Origin of the sequence: Rhodococcus sp. BP-316 (genome assembly GCF_019836105.1) — a bacterium.
Lineage (GTDB): Bacteria > Actinomycetota > Actinomycetes > Mycobacteriales > Mycobacteriaceae > Rhodococcoides.
On record NZ_JABUEE010000001.1, the window covers coordinates 134076 to 154851 of the forward strand.

At 68.7% G+C, this 20776-nt stretch carries 20 protein-coding genes; 5 read left to right on the forward strand and 15 right to left on the reverse strand.

Features of this window, described 5'->3' with window-relative positions; genetic code table 11:
• Positions 1 to 2: 2 nt before the first annotated feature.
• On the forward strand, positions 3 to 404 hold the full coding sequence (locus tag HQ312_RS00595; protein WP_056444561.1) for a PPOX class F420-dependent oxidoreductase: 402 nt from the start codon (positions 3 to 5) through the stop codon (positions 402 to 404).
• Here the strand turns inward: HQ312_RS00595 and HQ312_RS00600 are convergent.
• Positions 367 to 939 (reverse strand): TetR/AcrR family transcriptional regulator, encoded by a 573-nt coding sequence (locus HQ312_RS00600; RefSeq protein WP_308123752.1) that lies wholly within the window; start codon positions 937 to 939, stop codon positions 367 to 369. The two genes, HQ312_RS00595 and HQ312_RS00600, sit on opposite strands and share 38 nt — an antisense overlap.
• A gap of 118 nt (positions 940 to 1057) precedes the next feature.
• Here HQ312_RS00600 and HQ312_RS00605 point away from each other — a divergent pair, with 118 nt between their 5' ends.
• Positions 1058 to 1897, forward strand: a complete 840-nt coding sequence (locus tag HQ312_RS00605; protein WP_222637542.1) for an alpha/beta fold hydrolase — start codon at positions 1058 to 1060, stop codon at positions 1895 to 1897.
• 2 nt (positions 1898 to 1899) lie between these two features.
• Here HQ312_RS00605 and HQ312_RS00610 read toward each other — a convergent pair whose 3' ends face one another.
• Positions 1900 to 2658: a maleylpyruvate isomerase family mycothiol-dependent enzyme gene (locus tag HQ312_RS00610; RefSeq protein WP_222637546.1), complete on the reverse strand. Its 759-nt coding sequence runs from the start codon at positions 2656 to 2658 to the stop codon at positions 1900 to 1902.
• Entirely contained in the window at positions 2655 to 3779 is a 1125-nt protein-coding gene (locus HQ312_RS00615; protein WP_027505369.1) for a Xaa-Pro peptidase family protein, read from the reverse strand. The genes HQ312_RS00610 and HQ312_RS00615 overlap by 4 nt, the downstream gene beginning before the upstream one ends.
• A 42-nt stretch (positions 3780 to 3821) precedes the next feature.
• On the opposite strand from HQ312_RS00615, the gene HQ312_RS00620 reads away from it, so the two are divergent.
• Complete coding sequence (locus HQ312_RS00620) at positions 3822 to 4784, forward strand: 5'-3' exonuclease (RefSeq protein WP_222637549.1); 963 nt, start codon at positions 3822 to 3824, stop codon at positions 4782 to 4784.
• 1 nt (position 4785) lies between these two features.
• Here the strand turns inward: HQ312_RS00620 and HQ312_RS00625 are convergent, their stop codons facing one another.
• The 7 genes from HQ312_RS00625 to pafA all read right to left on the reverse strand — a co-directional run bounded on the left by HQ312_RS00625 (position 4786) and on the right by pafA (position 13286).
• Positions 4786 to 5460, reverse strand: a complete 675-nt coding sequence (locus HQ312_RS00625; protein WP_222637550.1) for a DUF4333 domain-containing protein — start codon at positions 5458 to 5460, stop codon at positions 4786 to 4788.
• 49 nt (positions 5461 to 5509) lie between these two features.
• Positions 5510 to 8239, reverse strand: coding sequence for an RNA helicase (locus HQ312_RS00630; protein ID WP_056445154.1), 2730 nt, complete (start codon positions 8237 to 8239; stop codon positions 5510 to 5512).
• 106 nt (positions 8240 to 8345) lie between these two features.
• Entirely contained in the window at positions 8346 to 9287 is a 942-nt protein-coding gene (tatC, locus tag HQ312_RS00635) for a twin-arginine translocase subunit TatC (protein WP_056444573.1), read from the reverse strand.
• 155 nt (positions 9288 to 9442) lie between these two features.
• The gene (tatA, locus tag HQ312_RS00640) at positions 9443 to 9718 is read right to left on the reverse strand and encodes a Sec-independent protein translocase subunit TatA (protein ID WP_027505364.1); all 276 of its coding nucleotides are present in this window, start codon (positions 9716 to 9718) and stop codon (positions 9443 to 9445) included.
• A gap of 140 nt (positions 9719 to 9858) precedes the next feature.
• Complete coding sequence (locus HQ312_RS00645; RefSeq protein ID WP_027505363.1) at positions 9859 to 10821, reverse strand: YafY family protein; 963 nt, start codon at positions 10819 to 10821, stop codon at positions 9859 to 9861.
• Positions 10818 to 11834 carry a YafY family protein gene (locus tag HQ312_RS00650; protein WP_222637552.1) on the reverse strand — a complete coding sequence of 339 codons (1017 nt, stop codon included), beginning with the start codon at positions 11832 to 11834 and terminating at the stop codon, positions 10818 to 10820. Before HQ312_RS00650 ends, HQ312_RS00645 begins: the two co-directional genes overlap by 4 nt.
• A gap of 93 nt (positions 11835 to 11927) precedes the next feature.
• Positions 11928 to 13286 carry a Pup--protein ligase gene (gene pafA, locus HQ312_RS00655; RefSeq protein WP_197027762.1) on the reverse strand — a complete coding sequence of 453 codons (1359 nt, stop codon included), beginning with the start codon at positions 13284 to 13286 and terminating at the stop codon, positions 11928 to 11930.
• Positions 13287 to 13558: 272 nt separating this feature from the next.
• Between pafA and HQ312_RS00660 the strand changes: the two genes are divergently transcribed.
• Complete coding sequence (locus HQ312_RS00660) at positions 13559 to 14842, forward strand: bifunctional phosphatase PAP2/diacylglycerol kinase family protein (RefSeq protein ID WP_374197744.1); 1284 nt, start codon at positions 13559 to 13561, stop codon at positions 14840 to 14842.
• 22 nt (positions 14843 to 14864) lie between these two features.
• Here HQ312_RS00660 and prcA read toward each other — a convergent pair whose 3' ends face one another.
• The 4 genes from prcA to dop form a co-directional block, all read right to left on the reverse strand.
• Positions 14865 to 15617 carry a proteasome subunit alpha gene (gene prcA / locus HQ312_RS00665; protein WP_027505359.1) on the reverse strand — a complete coding sequence of 251 codons (753 nt, stop codon included), beginning with the start codon at positions 15615 to 15617 and terminating at the stop codon, positions 14865 to 14867.
• Positions 15614 to 16492 carry a proteasome subunit beta gene (gene prcB / locus HQ312_RS00670; RefSeq protein WP_027505358.1) on the reverse strand — a complete coding sequence of 293 codons (879 nt, stop codon included), beginning with the start codon at positions 16490 to 16492 and terminating at the stop codon, positions 15614 to 15616. Before prcB ends, prcA begins: the two co-directional genes overlap by 4 nt.
• On the reverse strand, positions 16489 to 16680 hold the full coding sequence (locus tag HQ312_RS00675; RefSeq protein WP_027505357.1) for a ubiquitin-like protein Pup: 192 nt from the start codon (positions 16678 to 16680) through the stop codon (positions 16489 to 16491). The genes prcB and HQ312_RS00675 overlap by 4 nt, the downstream gene beginning before the upstream one ends.
• Before the next feature lie 116 nt (positions 16681 to 16796).
• Entirely contained in the window at positions 16797 to 18296 is a 1500-nt protein-coding gene (dop, locus tag HQ312_RS00680) for a depupylase/deamidase Dop (RefSeq protein ID WP_027505356.1), read from the reverse strand.
• Positions 18297 to 18353: 57 nt separating this feature from the next.
• On the opposite strand from dop, the gene HQ312_RS00685 reads away from it, so the two are divergent.
• The gene (locus tag HQ312_RS00685; RefSeq protein WP_056444586.1) at positions 18354 to 18884 is read left to right on the forward strand and encodes an NUDIX domain-containing protein; all 531 of its coding nucleotides are present in this window, start codon (positions 18354 to 18356) and stop codon (positions 18882 to 18884) included.
• On the opposite strand, the gene arc is transcribed toward HQ312_RS00685, so the two are convergent.
• Entirely contained in the window at positions 18872 to 20665 is a 1794-nt protein-coding gene (arc, locus tag HQ312_RS00690) for a proteasome ATPase (RefSeq protein WP_027505354.1), read from the reverse strand. The two genes, HQ312_RS00685 and arc, sit on opposite strands and share 13 nt — an antisense overlap.
• Positions 20666 to 20776 lie beyond the last annotated feature (111 nt).

Genomic DNA, 20776 nt, shown 5'->3' on the forward strand with positions numbered 1-20776 from the left:
TCATGCCCGCCACCCCCTCCTCGCTGAACGCCGACGCCGGAACCTTCCTCACCGAGCGTCATCTGGCAACGCTGGCCACGAAGCGTCAGGACGGCACACCGCACGTGGTGGCGGTGGGATTCACCTGGGATCCGGAGGCAGGTCTGGCGCGAGTGATCACGCGGGACGGATCGCAGAAGGTGCGCAACGCCGAGCGCGGCGGCTACGGCGCCGTGACTCAGGTCGACGGGGCGCGATGGCTGACCCTCGAGGGGCCGGCACGCATCCTGCGCGAACCCGACGCCGTGCGTGATGCGGAGAACCGTTACGCCCAGCGCTACCGGACGCCGCGGGAGAACCCGGAGCGCGTGGTCATCGAGATCACCGTCACCCGGGTGATGGGCTCCCAGTCGTTGCGGGACTGAGCAATCGGGCGGCGGCCTCCCTGGCCGCCCGCGCGGTCTCGCTCGACCGCGTGATGGCCGCGGTGGTCTGAGCACCCTCGGCCAACAGCGCGATCTGCAGTCCCACGGTGGGCGACGCCCCGGCCGCGACGGCCAGCGTCGTGACATGGTCGATGAACGTCAGCTTGTGGGCGCGCGCGGCATCGGACACCGCGGGCATCGTGGCGCCGAGTTCCCCGAACGAGTTGATGAACGCGCACCCGCGGAAGTCGTCCTCGAGGAACCAGTCGTGTAGGAAGTCGAAGATCGACAACAGCTTGTCCCGCGGTGACTCGTGTGCGCTCTCGGCCTCGTCGATGCGGTTGTTCCACATCGTCGTCCGGCCGTCGAGCACCGCGGTGACGATCGCGGCCTTGGACGGGAACTCCGCGTAGAGCCGTTTGAGCGGAACGCCCGCCTCGGTGCGCAGTTCGTCCATACCGACGGCCTGCACCCCCTTGGCATAGAACAGCGTGTCTGCCGCCGAGAGGATCCTGGCGCGATGATCGGTCTCCACGAACCCTCCTGTCGTCGTGAGCACTTGCGGCGAGAACCAACGTTCTCTACTGTAGCCGACACGAGCGAGAACGCTCGTTCTTCACGAGAGACATTCCCGTCGAAAGGTCGCGCACGCCATGGGACACATCACTGTCGGACACGAGAACAGCACCCCGATCGACGTCTACTACGAGGATCACGGCAGTGGACAGCCCGTCGTCCTCATTCACGGATATCCGCTCGACGGACACTCGTGGGAGCGCCAGACCGCGGCTCTGCTCGACGCCGGCCACCGCGTCGTGACGTACGACCGTCGAGGCTTCGGACAGTCGAGCAAGCCCACGTCCGGGTACGACTACGACACCTTCGCCTCGGACCTGAACGAGGTGCTCGAAGCGCTGGATCTGCGCGACGTGATTCTCGTCGGATTCTCCATGGGTACCGGTGAACTGGCGCGGTATGCCTCGCGATACGGGACCGACCGTGTGGCGAAATTCGCCTTCCTCGCGTCGCTCGAGCCGTTCCTCCTGCAGACCGACGACAACCCGACGGGTGTGCCGCAGTCGGTGTTCGACGGCATCGAAGCCGCCGCACGCGGAGACCGCTTCGCCTGGTTCGACGCGTTCTACAAGGACTTCTACAACCTGGACGACACGCTCGGCACGCGCATCAGCGAGGCCGCCGTCCGCAACAGCTGGAACGTCGCGGCGGCGAGTGCGCCGATCGCCGCGTACGCGGTGGTTCCGACGTGGCTCACCGACTTCCGCGCCGACGTACAGACCGTCCGGGAGTCGGGCAAGCCCACACTGATCCTGCACGGCACCGCAGACAACATCCTGCCGATCGACTCGACGGGTCGCCCGTTCCACGACGCCTTCCCCGAGGCCACCTACGTCGAGGTGGAGGGCGCGCCCCACGGTCTCCTGTGGACCCACTACCAGGAGGTCAACACGGCGCTGCTCGACTTCCTCGAGTGACGTCAGAAGCGGGACGCGTCGAGCAGTGACTCCGCGACCGAAGTGTCACCGAAGACGGTGAGCACGTCGAGTGGTCGACGACGGCAGAGCACCAGCAGCAGGTGCTCTGCCGTACCCCGCAGTGCCACATCGGCTTTCCCGTGCCCGCGCGCACTGGCGAGGACTTCGGCCCCGAGCGTGAACGTCCACTCCAGGTCGTCCACGTCCGTTCCGTGCACGTGCACGGTGCGCCCGATCGACTCGGGCGTCAGGCGGTCGAGGAGCAGTCGGTGCGGATACTGCACCTCGGTCAGCTCGGCCACGGCGTCCGCGGCGGCGTCGGGATCGAGCGCCTCGGGCGCCACTCCCCCGGCGGCGCGGACGGCGTCGGCGGCGTCGATGCGGTGCACGGCGACCTCGTGTGCCTGCCGTCGGAGCCACCACGCGGCCGTGCGCGCGCCGACGAACGTCTCCACGACCGCCTCGGGATCCGTCGACTCGAACGTGGCGACCATCGCCTCCAGCGACGATCGGTACGCGGGGAGACTGTCCGGGCCCTTGGGTAACGATTCGACCTGCTGCTTCGCCACCGCGCCCGTGTCCGCACCCGGGCCCGCCAGGATCACCGCGTTCGCCCACCGGTGGACCTTGCCCGTGTGTCGGACCACGTGCTCGAGCGTCCATCCCGGCACGGTGGGTACCGGCGCCGTCAGCGCCTCGACAGGCATCGACGCGAGGCGGTCGCCCTCGCGTCGCAGTGTGGCGAGGAGGTCGAGGCTCATCGCACCGGAAGCACGGTCAGGCCGTGCGGCCGCGTGTTGACCGACTCGCAGCCCTCCGGAGTCACGATGACGATGTCCTCGATGCGGGCGCCCCACTCGCCGGTGAAGTACACCCCCGGCTCGATGCTGAACGCCATCCCCACCTCGAGCGGAATGTCGTTGCCCGCCACGATGTACGGCTCCTCGTGCACCGAGAGGCCGATGCCGTGCCCGGTGCGGTGCACGAAGACGTCGCCGTAGCCGGCGTCGACCAGGATGTCGCGTGCGGCGGCGTCGATCGACTCCGCGGTGACTCCGGGACGGACTGCATCGACGGCTGCCTGCTGCGCGCGCTCGAGGACCGCCACGGTCGCAGCGACCGAGTCCGACGGCTCGCCGATGCTGTAGGTCCGGGTGGAGTCCGAGTTGTAGCCCGGCTCGACGGGGCCACCGATGTCGATGACGACGACGTCGCCCTCCTCGATCACGCGCTCGGACACCTCGTGGTGCGGGTCGGCGCCGTGCGGGCCCGAGCCGACGATGACGAACGCCGCCTCGGTGTGTCCCTCCTCGAGGATCGCGGCCGAGATGTCGGCAGCGACCTGCGCTTCGGTGCGCCCGGCCGCGAGGAACTCGCCCATGCGCGCGTGGACGCGGTCGATGGCGGCGCCCGCCGTGCGCAACGCGCCGATCTCCGCGTCGTCCTTGGTCATCCGGAGCTCGCGCAGGACCGCCGTCGCCAGGACGGGCATCGCGCCGAGCGCCTCGGTCAGCGGAACGAGATGCAGGGCGGGCATGGCGTCGGTGACAGCGGTCCGGGCCGGGCCGGGAAGCAGCGCCGCGACTGCCTGATGCGGATTCACGCCGTCGACCCAGTCCCGCAGCTCGATTCCCAGGTCGGCCGCGGCCGAGTCCTTCAACGCCGCCAGTTCGATGCGAGGCACCACCACCGACGCGGGCGTGCCGTCCGCCGGGACGACGAGGCAGGTCAGACGCTCGAACGACTCGGCGCGCGAGCCGAGCAGATAGCGCAGGTCGGGTCCGGGCGTGATCAGCAGCGCGTCGAGACCGGCCTCGGCAGCGAGAGCCGCCGCTCGGTCGAGGCGGGTGCGATACACGGAGGAGGGAAACCGAGACGTCATGATGCCAGGCTATCGACTCCGGTGCCGCCTACATGCGGCAGGATGTGGCGCATGACGGCCGAGAGCAGAGACACGGTACTTCTCCTCGATGCGGCGAGCCTGTGGTTCCGGGCCTTCCACGCGTTGCCCGAATCGATCACGGCGCCCGACGGTCGGCCGGTGAACGCGGTGCGTGGTTTCACCGACATGGTCGCGTCCCTCATCACGCGGACGGGTGCGTCCCGACTGGCCGTCTGCCTCGACCTCGACTGGCGTCCCACCTTCCGGGTCGATCTGGTGCCGTCCTACAAGGCGCATCGGGTGCTCACCGAGTCCGCTGCGGGCCCGGACGCGGAGGAGGCACCCGACGCACTGGGTCCGCAGGTGAACCTGATCCTGGAGATCCTCGAGGCCGCGGGCATCGCGACGGCCGGAGCGGAGGGTCTCGAGGCGGACGACGTGTTGGGAACCCTCGCCGCCACCGAGCGCGACGGCACCGTGGTGGTGGTCAGCGGAGACCGCGACCTGTTGCAGGTCGTCTCCGACGATCCGGTTCCGGTGCGTGTGCTCTACGCGGGACGCGGACTGGCGAAAGCCGAGCTGTTCGGCCCGGCAGAAGTGGCCGAGAAGTACGGGGTGCCCGCGGACCGACCCGGGCCGGGCTACGCGGAACTCGCACTGCTGCGCGGTGATTCGTCCGACGGACTGCCCGGGGTGAAGGGCGTCGGGGAGAAGACCGCGGCGTCGCTCATGAAGAAGTTCGGCTCCCTCGAGGCGTTGCTCGCCGCCGCCGACTCGGGCGACCCCGAGATGTCGGCCGGGGTGCGCGCGAAGATCCAGAGCTCCCGCGACTACATCGACGCCGCCCTCCCGGTGGTACGGGTGGTGACCGATGCGGACATCATCTGGTCGCGTCCCGACCTGCTGCCGCACGAGCCCGTCGATCCGGAACGCCTCGCGGCGCTCGCCGAGGAACTCGGCGTGCAGAACTCCGTCGGCCGCCTTCTCACCGCGATGGCGCGGTGAGCTACTGGGGCCGGCCGACCTCGTAGGTGCCCTGGTCGTCCTTGACGGTCACCGTCACCGAGCGCGCCTCACCGTCCACCGTCAGGTCGCAGGAGAAGGTCGTGTTCGCCTCCACCTTCTGGCCCGACGGGCAGGACACCGCGGAGACGTCGATCGCGCCGTAGGACTCCGTCACGATCTTGGCCACCCCGCTCTGCACCGCGGAGTTGTCCAGGGTGTCGCCGCCCAGCGACGTGGCCGCGTAGATCCCACCCGCCACGACGATCGCAGCGATGACGACGCCGCCCACGATGAACGGCACCTTCGACTGCTTCTGCGCCGGCGCGGCGTTCCACTGCTGGTTGCCCTGCGGGTAGCCCGGCTGTCCGTAGGGCTGCTGGCCGTAGGGCTGTTGGCCGTAGGGCTGTTGGCCGTAAGGCTGCTGGCCGTAAGGCTGTTGGCCGTACTGGGGCTGCTGGCCGTAAGGCGGCTGCCCGTACTGGGGTTGCTGACCGTAGGCCTGCTGGTCGTAGCCCGGCTGCTGACCATAGGGCTGTTGACCGTAGGGCTGTTGACCGTAGGGCTGCTGACCGTAGGCCTGCTGGTCGTAGCCCGGCTGCTGTCCGCTCGGGTACTGGCTGGTGGGCGTGTCCTCACCGGCCGAGGAACGGTCGTCGGGGTTGTACGGGCCGCTCATCATCGCCTCCGGTGGGTGCCTGTGGTGACTGCTGTGACTGTGGAGACCATCATGCGGCATCGACGGCGACGACTCCGCGCCGTATCGCCGAGATCGCCTTCGTGGCGGTCGCGGTGACCTCGTCGTCGGGGGACGCCGAGCGGATCTGGTCGAGCAGATCGATGACCTGGCGGCACCACCGTACGAAGTCTCCGCCGGACAGGGCGCGGCCGTGCTGACCCGCGGCGAACAGCACGTCCTCGAGCGACTCCTTGCGAGCCCACTTGTAGACGGCCACCGCGAACCCGGTGTCGGGTTCCCGCGTCGGAGGCAGCTTCAGTCGGATCTCGTCCGCGCGGAGCTCGTGCCACGCGGCGACGGTGCGGGTCAACGCGTGTCGGATGTTCCCGGTCGGACCCTGCTCCGCGCTCTCACCCTCCTGGCGCGACTCGTACACGACGGTCGAGACCACGGCGGCGAGCTCGGCCGGCCCGAGGCCGCGCCAGATTCCCTCGGCGAGGCACTCCGCGACCAGCAGGTCCGACTCCGAGTACAGACGTCCGAGCTTGGCTCCTCGGTCGGTGACCGCGACCTCGCCGTCAGGACCTGCGGCCAGATAGCCGCGCTCGGTGAGCAGCGCCAGGATGCGATCGAAGGTACGGGCCAACGAGTTGGTGGTCGCGGCGACCTTCTGCTTCATCGCATCGGTGTCACGTTCGAGCCGGCTGTACTTCTCGGCCAGCCGGGCGAGATGCTCACGATCCGGCCAGGTGTGGCACGGATGCGAGCGGACGGCGCGGCGCAGCACTCCGAGCTCGCGATCGTCGCCTGCCGACGACTGCCGGCGCCGACCGCGTCCCGGCGCGCTGATCCCCGTTCCCCGGAGCGCGGACGCCAGGTCCCGACGGGTCTGCGCCGTGCGGTGATCGACGTGGCGGGGAAGGCGCATGTGGCCGAGAGCCGACACCGGTGTGGGGAAGTCCGCCGACGACACGCGCCCCGCCCACTTGTCCTCGGTGAGCACCAGCGGCCGCGGGTCCACCGAGTTCGCGTCGGTCTCCAGGACGACAGCCAGTCCCGAGCGTCGACCGGACGGGATGGAGATGACGTCGCCGCGCCGCAGCGACACCAGCGACGTGACGGCATCGTTGCGACGATCCGTGCGGCCCTGACGCTCGAGCTCGCGTTCGCGCTCCTTGAGGCGCGCGCGCAGGGCGGTGTACTCGACGTAGGGCGAGTCCTCGCCGCCCAACTTGCCGAGCAACTCGCGCCGAGCCACGGCGTTCTTCTCGATACCGCGCACCAACCCGACGACGGACGCATCGGCCTGGTACTGCGCGAACGACCGTTCGAGCAGCATCCGGGACGCGTCGACACCCATCCGGTCGACCAGGTTCACCGCCATGTTGTACGACGGGCGGAACGAACTCCGCAGGGGGAACGTACGGGTGGAGGCCAACCCGGCCACCTCCGTCGGCTCGACACCCGACTGCCACAGCACCACCGCATGACCCTCGACGTCGATACCGCGACGACCGGCGCGGCCGGTGAGTTGCGTGTACTCCCCCGCCGACAGGTTGGCGTGCGCCTCACCGTTGAACTTCACGAGGCGCTCGAGCACCACCGTCCGCGCCGGCATGTTGATGCCGAGGGCGAGGGTCTCCGTCGCGAAGACCGCGCGGACCAGACCGCGGACGAACAGCTCCTCTACCGTGTGCCGGAACACCGGCAGCATCCCTGCGTGATGCGCGGCGATGCCCCGCTCGAGGGCGTCGCGCCACTCCCAGTAGCCGAGCACCTCGAGGTCGCTGCGCGGGATCTCGGCGGTGTGGCGTTCGACGACCTCGGTGATCTCGCGCGCCTGCTCCTCGGAGGTCAGCCGCAGTCCCGATCGAAGACACTGATCGACGGCGCCGTCGCACCCGGCGCGGCTGAAGATGAACGTGATGGCGGGAAGCAACCCCTCCTCGTCGAGGAGCTTGATGACGTCGGGCCGCGGGATCGGACGAGATTCCGGCCGGCCGGGGCGGCCACCGGACCGACCCGACCGCGGGCCACGGCCGCGTGGGGCCTCCCAGGCGCCCATGCGCTCGGCCTGCACTCGTTCCTTGACGTACCGGACGAGGTTCTTGTCCACGACCACGCCGCCCGGAGCACCGTTGTTCGCCTCGACGTCGAAAAGGTCGAACAGGCGGCGACCGACGAGGATGTGCTGCCACAGCGGAACCGGGCGGGTCTCGTCGACGACGACGGTGGTGTTGCCACGCACCGTCTCCATCCAGGCGCCGAACTCCTCGGCGTTGCTCACCGTCGCCGACAGGCTGACGAGCCGGACGTCCTCGGACAGGTGCAGGATGACCTCCTCCCACACGGCGCCGCGGAACCGGTCGGCGAGGTAGTGCACCTCGTCCATCACCACGTGCGAGAGTCCGCGCAGCGCAGGCGATTCCGCGTACAGCATGTTGCGGAGCACCTCGGTGGTCATGATGACGATCGGTGCGTCCGAGTTGATGCTCTGGTCACCGGTGAGCAGGCCGACGTAGCCCTTGCCGTAGCGCGCGACGAGCTCGGCGTACTTCTGGTTGCTCAGTGCCTTGATGGGGGTGGTGTAGAAACACTTCGCGCCGCTGGTGAGTGCGAGGTGGACGGCGAACTCGCCGACGACGGTCTTGCCGGCTCCGGTCGGCGCGCACACCAGTACGCCGTGCCCGTCCTCGAGGGCCGAGCACGCACGGATCTGGAAGGGATCGAGCGGGAACGGAAGCGACGCCGCGAACTCGGTCAGCTTCGGCCCGTCCACGAGTCGAGTCCGGATGTCGCCGGTGTTCTGCTGCCCGCTGTGATTGGCCACGACTCCAGATTAGAGGGTGTCCGCCGATGGGGGTCACTCAGACAGCGTGGGCAACTCAGAGAGTGTCGGAGTAGTCGGCGTCGGCGTCGTGACGCACCGGGACGGGCCTGCCGACCGGGGCGGCCGAGGTGTCGAGAGGCGACGCCTCGTCATCGGAGACGTTCCCCCACTCCTCGGTCTCGCGCCGTGCGCGCCGTCGATCGTTGACGCGCGCGATCTGGATGGCGAACTCGACGAGGATGCTCAGCGCGAGTGCCAGCGCGGTCATCGAGAAGGGGTCACCGCCGGGCGTGACGACGGCGGCGAAGGCGAACATCGCGAAGATGAGCCCGCGACGCCAGCCGCGGAGCTTCTCGTACTTCAGGACGCCGACGGCGTTGAGCGCGACGATCAAAAGCGGGATCTCGAAGCTGACGCCGAAGATGACGAGCAGGTTGATGACGAAGCCGAAGTACTCGGCGCCACTGAGAGCGGTGACCTGGACGTTGTCGCCGATGGTCAGCAGGAAGTGCAGGGCTTTCGCGACGACGATGTAGGCGAGGACGGCGCCGGAGACGAAGAGCACGGCCGCCGCCGTGACGAACGAGATGGCGTAGCGCCGTTCCTGGCGGTAGAGGCCGGGCGTGATGAACGCCCACACCTGATAGAGCCAGATGGGGCAGGCGAGCACGACGCCCGCGGTGATGGCCACCTTGAACCGGAGCATGAACTGCTCGAACGGTCCGGTGGCGAGCAGCCGACACGTGCCGTCGTCGGTGAGCTCGGCGCGACTCTCGGACGGGAGCGAGCAGTACGGCCCGCGGAGCAGGTCACCGAGCGACTCGATACCCAGCAGCGAGTGCGAGTACCAGAAGAACCCCACGATCGTGGTGAGGACGATGGCCAGCATCGACCACAGCAGACGCGTGCGGAGCTCGTAGAGATGCTCCACCAACGACATGGTGCCGTCGGGATTGACGCGACGCCTGCGCTGTCGCGGATCGAACGGTATGCGCACGGTGACTCTTCGCCTGTCGACTGCGGTGCCTGGACTGAAGACTGTGGTTCGCGGTGACGGGTGCCGAGGTGCGCACGCCGCAGCGGGCGCGAACCTCGGTCACCACCCACGAAACGGCCGAGGCGACATCGCCCCGACCGTGGTGCCTGCGAGTGTCAGGCCGAGCGCGGGTGCTGCTCGTGCGTCGGTTCGGTCGACGCGACGGTCGGGGTGACCGTGTTCGGGGACGGCAACTGCGACTGCGGTGCCGGCGCCGTGTTCGTGGTGGTGTCCGGCTTCTTGCCGTCGTTCTGCATCTCCTGCACTTCACTCTTGAAGATGCGCATCGAGCGTCCCAGGCCACGTGCGGCCTCGGGCAGCTTCTTCGATCCGAACAGCAGTACGAGCACGACGATCAGGACGATCCAGTGCCAGGGTTGTAACGCACCCATGAAAACCTCCCAGTTTCGGTGGATTCGATGCTACCGGACCCGATGGCTCCCACCCGGTGTCCGGTGGACCCGCGTACCGACCGTTCGCCGAGAGTTCACCGGACGAGTCCTGCATGTCCGGACGACTCGAGATGGGCCGGTCACGCTCCCGAGACGGCGCGATAGACGTCGAGGGCGTCGCGCGACCGAGCGGTGACCTCACGAACCAGTGCGGGCGGTCCGAGCACCCGCACTCCCGACCCCAGACCCAGCGCCAGACGGCTCATCCAGTCGAGCGTCGCGAATCGCATCGAGACCTCGATCGAGCCGTCGTCGTGCGCAGCGGTCTGCGTCATGGGGTAGTAGTCCAGAATCCACACGTGGTCGGGTGCGACGACGAGCCGTGCGAGCGGCAGCGACGGATCGTCGTGGAAGAGATCGAGTGCGTCCCCACCGGTCCTGGCCTGCTCGGGCGGTGCGGACGGCTCGTCCAGCTCGGTCGCGGCATCGATGCGGTCCAGCCGGAACAGCCGGACGCCCTCCGCGTCGCGGCACCAGGCCTGCAGGTAGCTCTGATCGTCGACGAGGACGATGCGCAACGGATCGACGGTGCGTTCGGACACCACGTCCCGCGATGCCGAGTAGTAGGTGATGTGCAGCGCGCGACCGCGGGCGAGCGCCCCACGGACGGTCGTGACACTGGGACTCTCCTGCGGCTCGGGCGTGTCGTCCGGCCCCTCGGCCGCCGCGACACCCGCCGCGGCCTCGATCTTCGCGATGGCGCGGTACGCCGCGGACGGGTCCACCATGCCGGGCATCTCGACGAGTGACCGCAGCGCGATGAGCAGCGCGGTCGCTTCCGTGGACGTCAGACGCAGCGGCCTGTCGATACCGGCGGAGAACGTGACCTCGATGCTGTCCTCGGAGAACGACAGATCGATGAGATCGCCCGGACCGTATCCGGGCAGTCCGCACATCCACAGCTGGTTCAGGTCGTCCATCAGCTGTTTGGTCGTGACCCCGAGCTCGGCCGCGGCGTCGGCCGCGCTGATACCCGGATTGGCGATGAAGTACGGCACGAGGTTGAGCAGCCGGGCCAGCCGCGAGGACAGGCGAACGCTCATGAGCTGCTCCCGGGCGAGACGGCGTCGGTCGGCGCGCGGTGCGCGCTCACGGACAGGGTGCCGACGACGATGTCGCGGAGTTCGGTCGGCGACAGCACGATCGCGTCGGCGCCGTGGCCGGCGACCACCCGGGCGATCCACTCCCACGACCGCACCGGGATGCGGACCACGGAACCGCGTCGCCCCACGAGATCACGTGTCTCCACCTCGGTGCCGAGACGGCGCAGCTCGAGTCCCCGTCCCTCCGACACCCAGACGTCGGCGCTGCCCGCCACGTCACCGCTCGCGGCGGCGCGGGCCACGATGACACCGAGATCGACGTCGTCGGGCTTGCGCACCGATCCCGCCGGTCCGAAGGCCACGACGTCGTCCCCGATCCGTGACAGGCGGAAGGTACGGACGGCGTCGCGCTCGGTGTCGTGCCCGACGAGGTACCAGCGTCCGGAGTGGGTGACCACTCCCCACGGCTCGACGGTGCGCTCCCGGAAGGGGGCGGCCGGGGTGGAACGGTGCGAGAACCGCACGGACCGGCCGGCGTCGATAGCAGCGAGCAGCTTGCCCAGCGCGGGCTCGGAACCTCGACTGCGGGACGGAACGGCGGTCACGGCGGCCGGCGAGTTCTCGGTGTCCACCTGCACGCCCGCGGCGCGCAACTTCAACATCGCGCTCTGAGCGGCGGAGGTGAGCTCGGGCGACTCCCAGAGTTGGACGGCCACGGCGACCGCAGCGGCCTCGTCGCTGGCCAGGTCGACGTCGGGGAGTTCGTACCGATCGCGGTTGATGCGGTACCCCTCGACCGTCGAGAAGCGCGAGATCTGACCGGTCTCGAGCGGGACGCCGAGATCACGCAGCTCGTTCTTGTCGCGCTCGAACATGCGACTGAAGGCCTCGTCGCTCGCCGAGTCCTCGTATCCGGCGACGGACTCGCGGATGCGCTCGGCGGTCAGGTACTGCCGTGTCGAGAGCAGGCAGATGACGAGGTTCATCAACCGCTCGACTTTGGAGATCGCCACCGACCCAGCCTAGTGGCTGAGCATCTCCCCACCCGTGCGCATCGCCGGGGTGGGGAGGACGGGACTCCTGTGGAGAAGGAGGACCGTCGGCCTCTACATCGACGCGATCAGGCGCTCCACGCGCTCGTCGACCGAGCGGAACGGGTCCTTGCACAGCACCGTGCGCTGAGCCTGGTCGTTGAGCTTGAGATGCACCCAGTCGACGGTGAAGTCGCGTCCCGCCTCCTGTGCGGCGCTGATGAACTCGCCACGCAGCTTCGCGCGTGTCGTCTGCGGCGGCGTGTTCACCGCCTCGTCGATCTGGTCGTCCTCGGTGACGCGCTTGACCAGTCCCTTGCGCTGCAGCACGTCGAAGACGCCGCGGCCGCGCTTGATGTCGTGATAGGCCAAGTCCAGCTGGGCGATCTTCGGGTCGGACAGGTCCATCGAGTACCTGTCCTGATAGCGATCGAACAGCTTGCGCTTGATCACCCAGTCGATCTCGGTGTCCACCTTGGCGAAGTCCTGCGCCTCGACGGCGTCGAGGGTGCGGCCCCACAGGTCGACGACCTGCTCGATCTGCGCGTCCGGCTCGCGGTTGCGCAGGTGCTCGACGGCGCGGGCGTGGTACTCGCGCTGGATCTCGAGTGCACTGGCCTGGCGTCCCCCCGCGAGACGGACGGGGCGCCGCCCCGTCGAGTCGTGGGACACCTCGCGGATGGCGCGAATCGGGTTGTCCAGGGCGAAGTCTCGGAACGACACGCCCGCCTCGATCATCTCCAGGACCAGCGCTGCGGTGCCGACCTTGAGCATGGTCGTCGGCTCGGCCATGTTGGAGTCGCCGACGATGACGTGCAGACGACGGTACTTCTCGGCGTCGGCATGCGGTTCGTCGCGCGTGTTGATGATGGGCCGTGAGCGGGTGGTCGCGGACGACACGCCCTCCCAGATGTGCTCGGCGCGCTGCGAGAGGCAGAACGTGGCGGCCTTCGGCGTCTGCAGGATCTTGCCCGCGCCGCAGATGAGCTGGCGGGTGACCAGGAACGGCAACAGCACGTCGGAGATGCGGGAGAACTCGCCGGCGCGCACCACGAGGTAGTTCTCGTGGCAGCCGTAGGAGTTGCCCGCGGAGTCGGTGTTGTTCTTGAACAGGTAGATGTCGCCGCCGATGCCCTCCTCGACGAGACGCTGCTCCGCGTCGATGAGCAGGTCCTCGAGAACACGCTCGCCGGCGCGGTCGTGCGTGACCAGCTGCAGAAGGCTGTCGCACTCGGCAGTGGCGTACTCGGGATGGGAGCCGACGTCCAGGTAGAGCCGCGCACCGTTGCGCAGGAACACGTTGGAGCTGCGTCCCCACGACACGACACGCCGGAACAGATACCGGGCCACCTCGTCCGGGCTGAGTCGACGGTGCCCGTGGAACGTGCACGTCACACCGAACTCGGTCTCGATCCCCATGATTCGTCGCTGCACACTTCGACAGTACAACGGCATCGACCGCGGCATCGGCTACCCGAGCCCGTGGCAGCCGTAGTGTGGCGCAGGTGAATCCCCGATCGCTGCGCGGCCGCACCCGTTCCGTCGATCTGGCGCTGGTGAAGGCCAGTTTCGCGTCGCGACCGTCGGGGTTGGACCCCGCGCTGCGCACGCTCACCGGGCTCGCCGATCACAGTGTTCTGTGGGCGATCGTGGCGTCGGCGCTCGCCGCGTCCGGCGGCCCCCGACGACGAGGTGCCGTACGCGGCATGCTCGCGGTCGTGGGTGCCAGCTCGCTCGCGAACGGGGTGCTCAAGCCGCTGCTCCCCCGCGATCGTCCACCGGCCGCGTCGGTCCCCGCGCTCCGGCGGATCATGACCCCACCCGTGTCGTCGTCGTTCCCGTCGGGTCACGCCGCCTCCGCCGCGGCGTTCGCGACGGGCGTGGCGCTCGAGGCTCCGCTCGCCGGTCTCCTCGTCGCCCCGCTGGCCGCGACCGTCGCGTACTCGCGAGTGCACGTCGGCGTGCACTGGCCGTCGGACGTGGTGGTGGGCGCGGCGCTCGGGGTCGCGGTCGCGCTGTCGACCCGCCGCTGGTGGGCCGTGCGCTCCACCGAGTCGGCCGAGTTGGGCCCCGCGGGGCTGGCGCCCGCCCTGCACGAGGGTGAGGGAATGCTCGTGCTGGTCAATCCGGGCGCGGGCACCCACAATTCGGAAGTCGTCGCCGACGTGGCGAAGGCCCTGCCGAGGGCGCGGTTCCTCGAGCCGGACGCCGACGACGACTTCACCGCCCAGTTCGTCCGCGCCGCAGGATCGGACGTGCTCGCGCTCGGAGTCTGCGGAGGGGACGGCACGGTGGCCGCTGCCGTCGCGGCCGCGGTGCGGACGGGGCTTCCTCTCGCGGTGTTCCCCGGCGGCACGCTGAACCACTTCGCACGGGACGTCGGCGCGGTGGAGGTGTCGGTCACCGCGGACGCCGTCACTCGCGGCGCGTCCAGCCGGGTGGATCTCGGCGGTGTGAGCATCGACGGCGGTGAGGAGATCCTCTTCGTCAACACCGCCAGCATCGGGGGCTACCCGGATTCGGTTCGGCTGCGGGACAAGTGGAGCTCACGCATCGGGAAGTGGCCCGCGGCCGCGGCCGCGATGGTGGCCGTCCTGGCGGTGGCCGAGCCGATGCACGTGGAGATCGACGGGCGCCGCGACTCGGTGTGGATGATGTTCGTCGGCAACGGCACCTACACGCCGGGTGATCAGGTGCCCATGTCGCGGCCGTCGATCGCGAGCGGTGTGCTGGACGTGCGGTTCCTGCGCGCGCACATGCGGCTCTCGCGTACCCGCCTCGCACTCGCCGCGATGACCGGGACTCTCGGCACGTCGCCCACCTACCGCCATCTGCGGGTGCCGGCGGTCTCGGTGCGCAACCTGCAGACCACGGTCGCGGTGGCGGTGGACGGGGAGGTGGCGGGCGAGGGCCGGGCCTTCGACTACCGGGCCCGGCCCTCGCTGCTCACGCTGTACGGAACGGGCACCGCCGACGCGCCGCGCGCGTGACGGGTGCTTCGTAGCCGGTCGGTCAGGTGCCCGCAGGTTCCGAACCGGGGGGCAACAGTCCCTGGAGCGCCGCTCCGGAGATCCGCCGGAACGCACGCCTCGGCCGCGTCTGTTCGAGAACGGCCACTTCGAGGCTCGTGACCTCGAGGACGCGCTTCTCCGCGGGCTCGCTCGCGGCACCGTTGGTCGGCGGCGTCGACGTGGAGTCCTGGAGCGCACCGACTGCCAGCGCGACCGCCGCGTCGAGATCGAGCCCCGAGCGGTACTTCTCGCGCAGGACCGTCGAGATCGGTTCGGTGGCACCGCCCATGACCACGAAGTCGACCTCGTCGACGATCGAGCCGTCGTACGTGATGCGGTAGAGCTGGGACCGGGGACTCTCGTCGACGGCACCGACCTCGGCCACGCAGATCTCCACCTCGTACGGCTTGAGCTGCTCGGTGAAGATGGTGCCGAGCGTCTGCGCGTACGCCTTGGCCAACGATCGTCCGGTGACGTCCGCACGGTCGTAGGTGTAGCCCTTGGTGTCGGCGTGCACGATGCCGGCGCGGCGTAGATTCTCGAACTCGTTGTACTTGCCCACCGCGGCGAAGCCGAGGCGGTCGTACAGCTCGCTCACCTTGTGCAGTGCGGAGGACCGGTTCTCGGCGACGAAGAGCACGCCGTCCGCGTAGGTCAGCACGACCACGCTGCGACCGCGTGCGATTCCCTTGCGCGCCAGTTCCGAACGATCGCGCATGATCTGTTCGGCGGACGCGTAGTACGGCATCGTCATCGGCGCGCACCCCCTTCTTCCGATCGGTCCTGCAGTACCGCACGGGCCAGAGCCTCGATGCGGTCCGATCCCACCAGGTTCGCTCCCCCGGCACCGATGGCCACCGCCGTCGGGTAGATGCCGCGGGTCAGATCCGGTCCGCCGGTCGCCGAATCGTCGTCGGCAGCGTCGTACAGCGATTCGACCGCGACGCGCAGAGCCTCGTCCTCGGTCATGTCCTCGCGGTAGAGCTTCTTCATCGCCGATTTCGCGAACAGCGATCCCGATCCCACCGCGTGGTAGCCGGACCGTTCCTCGTAGCGGCCACCGACCACGTCGTAGGAGACGATGCGCCCCGCATGGCGGGCGTCGGCGGCGTCGAGGTCGTAGCCGACGAGTAGCGGAACCACAGCCAGACCTTGCATGGCCGCACCGAGATTGGCCCGCACCATGGAGGACAGCTTGTTGGCCTTGCCGTTGAAGGTGAGGGAGACGCCCTCGATCTTCTCGTAGTGCTCGAGTTCGACCGCGAACAGCCGCACCAGCTCGATCGCCATGCCGGCGGTTCCCGCGATGCCGGCAGCCGAGTAGTCGTCCGTGACGTACACCTTGTCGACGTCGCGACTGGCGATGAGGTTGCCCATCGTCGCGCGGCGATCACCCGCGAGGATGACGCCGCCGTCGAAGGTGACGGCCACGATGGTGGTGCCGTGCGGTGCGATGTCGGACTGCATCGTCGCCTCCGGGGACAGAGCGAGATCCGCACGAAAACGGTTCTCGGGCAACAGGTGCGGTGCGTAGGCCCGCAGGTGTTCACTGAAGGAGGAGAACGGCGACCCGTAGCGCAGGGTGGTGTCGCTCTCGTGGGGACGGGGAACGGAGTTCGCGTCCGTCACTGGCCGCCCTTTTGCACGTAGGCGCGGACGAAGTCCTCCGCGTTCTCCTCGAGCACGTCGTCGATCTCGTCGAGGAGATCGTCGGTCTCCTCGGCGAGCTTCTCGCGTCGTTCCTGACCCGATGCGCCCTCGGCCGAACCGTCGTCGTCATCGCCACCGCCGGAGCGTGTGGTCTGCTCTTGTGCCATAGCCGACCTCCTCGTCACGAACCGCGTGTTCTCTCGACACGCAGCGAAACTTCACCCTACCGAGCATGCGCCGTCACAGGGTGACAACCCACCGTACGTCCGGCACGGGCGGACCGTCAGGTGGTGAGCTGGTCCACCAGTTCTGCGGCCGAGTCCACCGATTCGAGCAGAGCACCGACGTGGGCCTTGCTCCCCCGCAGTGGCTCGAGGGTGGGGATACGCACCAGCGAGTCTCCACCGAGGTCGAAGATGACCGAGTCCCAGCTCGCGGCCGCGATGTCGCGGCCGAACTTGCGGAGGCACTCGCCGCGGAAGTACGCGCGGGTGTCGGTCGGGGGGTTCGAGACGGCGTCCATGACGTCCTGCTCGGAGACCAGCCGTTCCATCGATCCGCGCGCGACGAGCCGGTTGTAAAGACCCTTGTCGAGGCGGACGTCCGAGTACTGCAGGTCCACGAGGTGCAGTCGCGGCGCCGACCAGCCGAGTCCCTCGCGGTTGCGGAACCCTTCGAGCAGCCGCAGTTTCGCCGGCCAGTCGAGGAGGGAAGCGCAGTCCATCGGGTCGCGCTCGAGCTTGTCGAGGATCATCGCCCACTTCTCGACGACGTCGGCGGCGCGCGGATCCTTCTCGCCCTGTGCGTCGAGATGCGCGGAGACGCGCTCGAGGTAGATGCGCTGCAGTGCCAACGCCGTCAGCTCGCGACCGTCCGCGAGCGCGACCGTGCGGCGCAGCGTCGGGTCGTGACTGATCTGGTGCACCGCCGTCACCGGACGGGCCAGCTGCAGATCGGACAGGTCCACGCCGGCCTCGACGATGTCGAGCACCAGGGCCGTCGTTCCGACCTTGAGATAGGTCGCCATCTCGGCGAGGTTGGCGTCACCGATGATCACGTGCAGGCGCCGGTACTTGTCGGCGTCGGCGTGCGGCTCGTCGCGGGTGTTGATGATGCCGCGCTTGAGCGTCGTCTCGAGGCCCACCTCGACCTCGATGTAGTCGGCGCGCTGCGAGAGCTGGAATCCGGGCTCGTCTCCGGACTGACCGATGCCGACGCGGCCCGAGCCGGTGAACACCTGGCGGGAGGCGAAGAACGGCGAGAGCCCGGCGATGATCGCGGAGAACGGGGTCTCGCGAGACATCAGGTAGTTCTCGTGGGTGCCGTAGGACGCGCCCTTGCCGTCGACGTTGTTCTTGTACAACTGCAGGCGCGGGGCGCCGGGCACGCTCGAGGCATGGCGCGCAGCCGCTTCCATGACGCGCTCCCCCGCCTTGTCCCAGATGACGGCATCGAGCGGATCGCGCACCTCCGGTGCGGAGTACTCCGGGTGGGCGTGGTCGACGTAGAGACGCGCGCCGTTGGTGAGGATCATGTTGGCCGCGCCGACCTCGTCGGCGTCGATGATCGGCGCCGGGCCACTGAACCGGCCCAGGTCGAACCCGCGTGCGTCACGCAGCGGCGATTCCACCTCGTAGTCCCAGCGCGTCCGCTTGGCCCGCGGCACACCCGCCGCGGCGGCGTACGCCAGCACCGCCTGGGTGGATGTCAGGATCGGATTGGCGGAAGGCTCGGTAGGAGAGGAAATTCCGTACTCGACCTCGATGCCGATGATGCGCTGCATGCTCTCGACCCTAGGCTATCGACCCTGTGACCCCTGATCGAGTGGGAGCGGTGACGCATGCCTGACGACGAGATCGTGGCCGTGTACGACGAGCGTGGCCACGTGGTGGGCGAAGCGCCGCGCACCGAGGTGTACGAGCGCGGCCTGTGGCACGCGAGTGCCGGCGTGCTGGTGCGATCCACCGACGGGTCACGCGTGTACGTCCACCGCCGCACGACGACCAAGTCGGTGTTCGCGGGGATGCACGACGTTCTGGCCGGTGGGGTCGTCGATGCCGGGGAGGACCCTCGACAGACCGCCTCGCGAGAACTCGCCGAGGAACTCGGCGTCGTAGCGGACGTGACGGGCGACCCGGTGGTCGGCCGCTGGACGGGACGATCCGGCGCTGCGACGGTGCGCTGCCACCTGTTCGCGTACGAGGTGCGTCACGACGGACCGATGCACCACCAGCCGTCCGAGATCGCGGACGGCTGGTGGTGGTCGGACGTCGAGGTGCTGACACACCTGGACGATCCCGCGTGGCCCTTCGTTCCGGACACCCGCGTGATCGTCTCGGCGCTGCTACAGGTGGGCGGTCAGAGGTACTGACCCGTGTTCGACTCGGTGTCGATCGAGCGGCTCGCACTGGCGTTCTTACCGGTGACGAGCGTGCGGATGTAGACGATCCGCTCACCCTTCTTGCCCGAGATGCGCGCCCAGTCATCGGGATTGGTGGTGTTGGGCAGATCTTCGTTCTCGGCGAACTCGTCGACGATGGAGTCGAAGAGGTGTCCGACGCGCAGACCCGGTGTCCCGGTGTCGAGCACCGACTTGATGGCGTACTTCTTCGCGCGGTCGACGATGTTCTGGATCATCGCGCCCGAGTTGAAGTCCTTGAAGTACAGGACCTCCTTGTCACCGTTGGCATAGGTGACCTCGAGGAATCGGTTGTCGTCGCTCTCGGCGTACATGCGCTCGACGACGCGTTCGATCATGCCGCGGATGCAGGCGGCGCGATCGCCGCCGAACTCCGCGAGATCGTCGGCGTTGACGGGCAGCGAGTCGTCGAGATACTTCGAGAAGATGTCGAGCGCGGACTCGGCGTCCGGCCGCTCGATCTTGATCTTCACGTCCAGACGGCCCGGGCGAAGAATGGCCGGGTCGATCATGTCCTCGCGGTTGGACGCACCGATCACGATGACGTTCTCGAGGCCCTCGACACCGTCGATCTCGGCCAGCAGCTGAGGAACGACGGTGGTCTCCACGTCGGACGAGACGCCCGACCCACGGGTACGGAAGATGGAGTCCATCTCGTCGAAGAACACGATGACGGGAGTGCCCTCCGACGCCTTCTCGCGAGCCCGCTGGAAGATCAACCGGATGTGGCGCTCCGTCTCACCGACGAACTTGTTGAGCAGCTCGGGGCCCTTGATGTTGAGGAAGTAGGACTTCGCGTCGCGTGCGTCCTGCCCCCGTGCCTCGGCGATCTTCTTCGCCAGTGAGTTGGCGACCGCCTTGGCGATGAGTGTCTTGCCGCAGCCGGGAGGCCCGTAGAGCAACACACCCTTGGGCGGGCGCAGCGAGTACTCACGGAACAGATCCTTGTGCAGGAAGGGCAGTTCCACGGCGTCGCGGATCTGCTCGATCTGCCGCCCGAGGCCGCCGATGTCCTCGTAGCCGACGTCGGGGACCTCCTCGAGCACGAGGTCCTCGACCTCGGCCTTGGGAATGCGCTCGAACGCGTAGCCGGCCTTGGTGTCGACCAGCAACGAGTCGCCGGGGCGCAGGCGGCGCGACGGCCCGTCCGGATCCTCCGGTGCCTCGTCGTCGGCCATCTCCTGCAGCGGAGTCGCCAACCACACGACACGTTCCTCGTCGGCGTGGCCGACGACGAGGGCGCGCTTGCCGTCCTCGAGGATCTCGCGAAGGGAGCTGATCTCGCCGACGCGTTCGAATTCACACGCCTCGACGATGGTGAGGGCCTCGTTCAGACGCACGGTCTGGCCGGGCCGGAGTGCGGTGGCGTCGACGTTCGGCGAGCACGTCAGGCGCATCTTGCGGCCCGAGGTGAACACGTCCACCGTCGCGTCGTCGTAGGTGTGCACCAGGACGCCGTAACCGCTGGGCGGTGCGCCGAGCCGGTCGACCTCCTCGCGCAGGGCGATGAGCTGCTGGCGCGCCTCCTTGAGCGTCTCCATCAGCTTCGTGTTGCGTGTGGAGAGCGAGTCGACCCGCGACTCGAGATCACGCACGTCGGTGTTACGGGTGTCCGCCGACGGCGCACCCCCACGGGAAGCGTCGAGTTGTCGGCGCAGGACGGTGGCCTCGGCTCGCAGGGCATCGAGTTCGGCCAGGACTGCGGACTGGTCCGGGTTGTCTGTAGGGCTCATGCAGGACTCCTCCCAAAGCGATTTCTCAACGCTACCGGGCGAAACGCAAACGTGTGTGACGACCGTGGTCAGACACTGTCACCGACCACCGACAGACAGCGGACGAACGGC